This is a genomic window from Acinetobacter sp. UBA3025 (assembly GCF_002367915.1).
In the GTDB taxonomy this organism is placed as follows: domain Bacteria; phylum Pseudomonadota; class Gammaproteobacteria; order Pseudomonadales; family Moraxellaceae; genus Acinetobacter.
Genome location: NZ_DFDO01000122.1, coordinates 9,957 through 15,554, shown reverse-complemented (window position 1 = coordinate 15,554; position 5,598 = coordinate 9,957). Strand labels below are relative to the sequence as shown.

Here is a 5,598-nt window from a genome sequence, read left to right as displayed (position 1 = left end):
AACCGCTCTTCCGATCTCACCAGGATATATAAGATCCAGTAGTTCCAACCCGCAAGGAAACCAGGGAATTTGCCCCAGTATTTATAAGCAAAATGGCTGAATGAACCTGCTACAGGTTCATGAACAATCATCTCACCCAATTGACGCATGATTAAGAATGCAATTAAGCCACCAATGGCATAGCCAAGAATAATAGAAGGACCCGCAGATTGGATCACCTGTGCGGAACCTAAGAATAAGCCTGTGCCAATTGCACCGCCCATGGCGATCAACTGAATATGACGGTTCTTTAAGCCACGCTGAAGTTGTGAAGACTCGTTATTCAAAGTGTTCAGCCCGACAATGTAAGAAATAGGTATAAAGATTGTAATGGAACAAAGATAAGAAGCCTAGAGCACCCGTCTGGATGAAATATTATTATCGTATTTATAAAAAAAATTATAAAAATAAATAGAATAAAAGATATGTGAATCAATATATTAATTTTATTGAAAATGTAACTGATGAGTTTGCTGTTTTTTTAACTCGACACAAATGCTGTTTTTTTATACTTAGGTCGGGCAAGGCAACTACTTGGCTTTAAACCGATTATACTCGTCTCACAAATATTCAATAATTTTGATCAGAATAAAGACAAGCCAGAGGAAGAAAGTATTCATGAGTTTCGCTGCCCAAATCAAAATCCCAGCCACTTATATGCGCGGAGGCACCAGTAAAGGGGTGTTCTTTAAACTGGACGATTTACCTGCTGCTGCACAACAGGCAGGCCGAATTCGGGACCAGTTATTATTAAGAGTGATCGGCAGCCCGGATCCATATGGCAAGCAGATTGATGGGATGGGCGGTGCCAGTTCAAGTACCAGCAAAACTGTGATTCTGTCTAAAAGTCAGCAAGAAAATCATGATGTGGATTATCTGTTTGGTCAGGTATCGATTGATCGCCCTTTTGTAGACTGGAGTGGTAATTGTGGCAATCTGACTGCAGCAGTTGGGGCATTTGCGATTTCCAATGGCCTGGTCGATCCTGCACGTATTCCTGAAAATGGGCTGTGTACGGTGCGAATCTGGCAGGCGAATATTCAGAAAACCATTATCGCCCATGTACCGATGCAGAATGGTCAGGTTCAGGAATTAGGTGATTTTGAGCTGGATGGCGTAACTTTCCCAGCAGCCGAAGTACAGATTGAATTTCTGGATCCTGCCGATGATGATGCCGAGGGCGGTTCAATGTTTCCGACCGGAAATTTAACCGATACGCTAGAAGTACCGAATATTGGCAGCTTTGAAGTAACGATGATTAATGCTGGGATCCCGACAGTTTTCTTAAAGGCAGAAGATCTGGGCTATAACGGTACCGAGTTACAGGATCATATCAATAATGATGCAGCCGCTTTGGTGAAGTTTGAAACCATTCGAGCCTATGCTGCTCAACAGATGGGTCTGATTCAGGATATTAGTGAAGCTGTTACACGTCAGCATACGCCAAAGATCGCCTTTGTGGCTTCGCCAAAGACTTATACGTCCTCTAGTGGTAAGGAAGTTACCGAAGCAGATAGCGATATTCTGGTCCGTGCCTTATCGATGGGTAAGTTGCATCATGCCATGATGGGAACGGCGGCCGTAGCGATTGGGACAGCGGCAGCGATTCCGGGAACCTTGGTCAATTGTGTTGCAGGTGGCGGGGAGCGTGAATCAGTCCGCTTTGGTCATCCTTCCGGTACCTTAAGAGTGGGTGCGCAAGCAGTGCAGGAAAATGGAGAATGGAAAGTGAAAAAAGCCATCATGAGCCGTAGTGCTCGTGTGCTAATGGAAGGTTGGGTGCGTGTTCCTGAAGATGCTCTTTCTTAAAATTATTTCTTGAGAAAATTAGCCTAAGTAAAACCATCAGTTCTCTGGTGGTTTTTTTATTAAAAAAGATATTTCTGATTTGATTATTTTTAGTCTCAATACAGAATTATGAAACAACATTTGGATTTAAGACTGAAAATTCAAAGCAATTCTAGGTACAATGCCTGATAACAGACAGGCACTTATAAACTGTCATTTTATTATTCTGGCTACGTATTCGAGGCGAATGTGTCATCTATCACTGACGTATCAACCCATGCACTAACTCAAGCACAACAACGGATTCAACACGATTTAATGACTGCTTTGGAAGCCTTTTCCATTCCGGAACCGTTAAAGTCGGCAGTACATCATGCCGTAATGCTAGGAGGAAAGCGGGTACGTCCAGCACTCTGTTATGCCACTGCCGCTTTAAAACCGAATCAGAATAGTGCTGCGGTACGCCGTGCCGCAGTTGCGATCGAGTTTATTCATTGCTATTCACTGGCACATGATGATCTGCCATGTATGGACAATGACTTGTTACGTCGTGGTCAGCCAACCTGTCATGCTGCTTTTGGTGAAGATACGGCTCTTTTGGCGGGTGATATTTTGCAATCTATGGCGTTTGAAATTCTGGGTAGTCGTCTGTTTGATCAGGGGCCTGCAGTAGAACCTGCGATTGTCTTGAAGCAGATGCAGATTCTGGCGACTGCTTCCTCGAAAATGGTCAATGGTCAGGTACTGGATTTACAGGCCGAAGGCAAAAAAATTGATCAGGAAGCACTGGAGACGATTCACCGAAATAAAACCGGTGCCTTGATCAGTGCAGCGATTATGATGGCAGCGGTGACGATCTTTGAAGGGACTGATCTGGCCATTCCAAAATTGCGTGAATTCGGGCAAGCCATTGGTCTTGCTTTCCAGGTGCAGGACGATATTCTGGATATTATTTCTGATACAGAAGTGCTGGGTAAAACCGCGGGCAAGGATGAACAGGTGGAGAAGTCAACTTATCCAGCATTGATGGGTTTAGAGAAAGCCCAAGCCTATGCACAGCAATTACATGATCAGGCCATGACTGCACTGAATCATTTTGATGGTCAGGCTGATGATCTGATGCAGATTACCCAGTTCCTGCTAACACGTAAAAGCTGATTTGAATAAACTAATCTTCCTGAAATCAGCTTAAAACAAGCATAAAAAAGAGGACTTAAAGTCCTCTTTTCTTTTATATTGAATTACTTGCTTTCGTTATACAGACGTTCTGCCTGTTCAAAGCGTGTTGTAATTTCAGCTGTTGGTGCTTTGCCTAAGAGACTTACAACTACAATCGCAATCCAAGAACAGATAAAGCCTGGAATAATTTCATAGATGCCGGCTGGAATAAAACCAAGACCTGTTCCACCAACAGTATTCTTCCACAGAATCACCATACATGCACCAACGATCATGCCTGCCAAGGCACCATTCAAGGTCATACGTTTCCAGAACAGAGACAGAATAATCAGTGGACCAAAAGCAGCGCCAAAACCTGCCCAGGCATACGCCACCAGACCAAGCACTTTAGATTCAGGATTACCAGCCATCCAGATCGCCAGTAAAGCAATGAGAAGTACCATCAGACGACCGACCCAAACCAGCTCTTTTTGTGAGGCATTTTTACGCAGGAATGATTTATAGAAGTCTTCAGTCAGGGTACTTGAACAAACCAGTAACTGACAGCTAAGCGTACTCATTACTGCAGCAAGAATTGCCGCTAGAACCACACCGGCAATCCATGGATTAAACAGAATTTTAGTTAGTTCCATAAATACGGTTTCAGGATTGGCATTCACCACAGCAGCGAGTTCCGGATGTTGCTGGAAATAGGCAATACCAAAGAAACCTGCAGCTACTGCGCCACCGAGACAAAGGGTCATCCAGGTCATCCCGATACGGCGTGCATTCGGAATTGACTTCACTGAATCGGCTGCCATGAAACGTACTAAAATATGCGGCTGACCAAAATAACCCAAACCCCATGCCATTAATGACAGGATTGCGATAGTACTCAGATCACCGACCAAGTTCATGGCCTGTGGACGTGCGGCTTCCAAAGCGAGCGTAACTTGCGACATATCTGAAAAAGTCAGGATGGTTACGATTGGCGTAAGAAGCAGGGCGAAGATCATCAGGGTTGCCTGAATGGTATCCGTCCAGCTGACTGCTAGGAAACCGCCAATAAACACATAACTGATCGTTGCAATCGCACTGATCCAGAGCGCTGTACTATAAGACATGTCGAACATACTTTCGAACAGCCGCGCACCTGCCACCATGCCTGAAGCACAGTAAATTGCAAAGAAAATCAGAATGACAAATGCAGAAACCACACGCAGTACTTTTTTCTGATCGTTAAAACGGTTCGAGAAATAGTCCGGTAGGGTCAGGGCATTATGCTGGACTTCGGTATGGACCCGTAAACGACCCGCAACCAGCAGCCAGTTCAGCCAGGCACCGATAATCAGACCAATCGCAATCCACATTTCAGACAGGCCTGAAAGATAAATTGCACCCGGCAAGCCCATCAGCAGCCAGCCACTCATGTCGGAAGCCCCTGCAGAAAGTGCAGTTACGAAACTACCTAAACGTCGGCCCCCTAAGATGTAATCAGAAAAGTTGTTTGTCGCGCGGTATGCCATCAGGCCAATCACGACCATGCCGACAATATAAAAAAGAAAGGTAATTAAGGTTGGATTTAGGGAGCTCATACGGTATCCATTTTTAAGTTGGACAGTAGATCGAAACAAGGATTATGACAGATGCGAAAGACTTTAATCCGAAAGCCAGGCAACATCGAATCCAGAGGATTTCAAAAATAAACGCGAAATTTAACCATAAATTCACAATCTTTGCTGAGATTTTCTTATTTTGAAAGAAAATAGGCAACCAATTGGCTGCCTATTGTGAAGTATCTCTGAAATTTAGTGACGTCCCATCACACCGCGAATGGTATTCAGCACATCGGCAGGCAAGACCACAGTCTTGGCATTTGGAGACTTGGCCATATCCTGCATGGCTTTGACATATTGTTCACCCAACAGATAAGCCACAGGAATTTCCTTATCGCCAATTGCCTGACTCACCATATCAATCGCACGCTGTGAAGATTCTGCCAGTACGACTTGCGCTTCTGCATCACGACGTGACGCTTCCAGACGACCATCAGCTTCCAGAATGGCGGCCTGTTTTTCACCATCCGCTTTAGTGACGGTTGCACGACGTTGACGCTCTGCCGCTGCCTGTTCTTCCATCGCCGTCTGCATGGTTACAGAAGGTTTAATATCCTGGATTTCAACCGTTTTTAAGGTGATTCCCCAGTCTGAAATATCATCAGAAATACTAGACTTTAAACGTGCCTTGATATGATCACGCGAAGATAAGGCATCATCCAGATCCATTTCACCCACGATTGAACGTAGCGAAGTTTGTACCAGGTTCTGAATTGCCCATGAGTAGTTCTCAATCCCGTACACGGCTTTTTCAGGAGTGGTCAGGTTGATATAAGCCACCGCATTCATCAGCAAGACGGCGTTATCACGTGTAATTACTTCCTGCGAAGGAATATCCAGAACAATATCTTTGGTGGTGACTTTATAAGCCACTTCATCTACATAAGGAATAACAAAATTCAGGCCAGGATTAAGTGTAGTGTGGTATTTACCCAGACGTTGCACGATCCACTTATAGCCTTGTGGAACAATCCGTACACCTTTAAAAATGGTAATC

Annotated in this window: 5 protein-coding genes; 2 read left to right on the top strand and 3 right to left on the bottom strand. The window is 44.5% G+C overall.

The genetic code is table 11. The features are described from left to right. Positions 1 to 326, bottom strand: a 326-nt coding sequence (locus B4J23_RS05375; RefSeq protein ID WP_291359134.1) for an amino acid permease, incomplete at its 3' end; no start/stop codon positions are given. A gap of 331 nt (positions 327 to 657) precedes the next feature. On the opposite strand from B4J23_RS05375, the gene prpF reads away from it, so the two are divergent. Then, positions 658 to 1,848: a 2-methylaconitate cis-trans isomerase PrpF gene (gene prpF, locus B4J23_RS05370; RefSeq protein ID WP_291359132.1), complete on the top strand. Its 1,191-nt coding sequence runs from the start codon at positions 658 to 660 to the stop codon at positions 1,846 to 1,848. A gap of 228 nt (positions 1,849 to 2,076) precedes the next feature. Continuing rightward, positions 2,077 to 2,985: a polyprenyl synthetase family protein gene (locus tag B4J23_RS05365; protein ID WP_291359130.1), complete on the top strand. Its 909-nt coding sequence runs from the start codon at positions 2,077 to 2,079 to the stop codon at positions 2,983 to 2,985. A gap of 83 nt (positions 2,986 to 3,068) precedes the next feature. On the opposite strand, the gene putP is transcribed toward B4J23_RS05365, so the two are convergent. After that, positions 3,069 to 4,580: a sodium/proline symporter PutP gene (putP, locus tag B4J23_RS05360; protein WP_159122845.1), complete on the bottom strand. Its 1,512-nt coding sequence runs from the start codon at positions 4,578 to 4,580 to the stop codon at positions 3,069 to 3,071. Positions 4,581 to 4,793: 213 nt separating this feature from the next. Then, a complete protein-coding gene (locus tag B4J23_RS05355) occupies positions 4,794 to 5,597 on the bottom strand; it encodes an SPFH domain-containing protein (RefSeq protein ID WP_291359127.1) in 804 nt (267 codons plus the stop codon). Position 5,598 lies beyond the last annotated feature (1 nt).

Coding starts and splice junctions, on each gene's coding strand:
- putP (WP_159122845.1), bottom strand. CDS start 4,580: ATGAGCTCCCTAAATCCAACCTTAATTACCTTTCTTTTTTATATTGTC.
- prpF (WP_291359132.1), top strand. CDS start 658: ATGAGTTTCGCTGCCCAAATCAAAATCCCAGCCACTTATATGCGCGGA.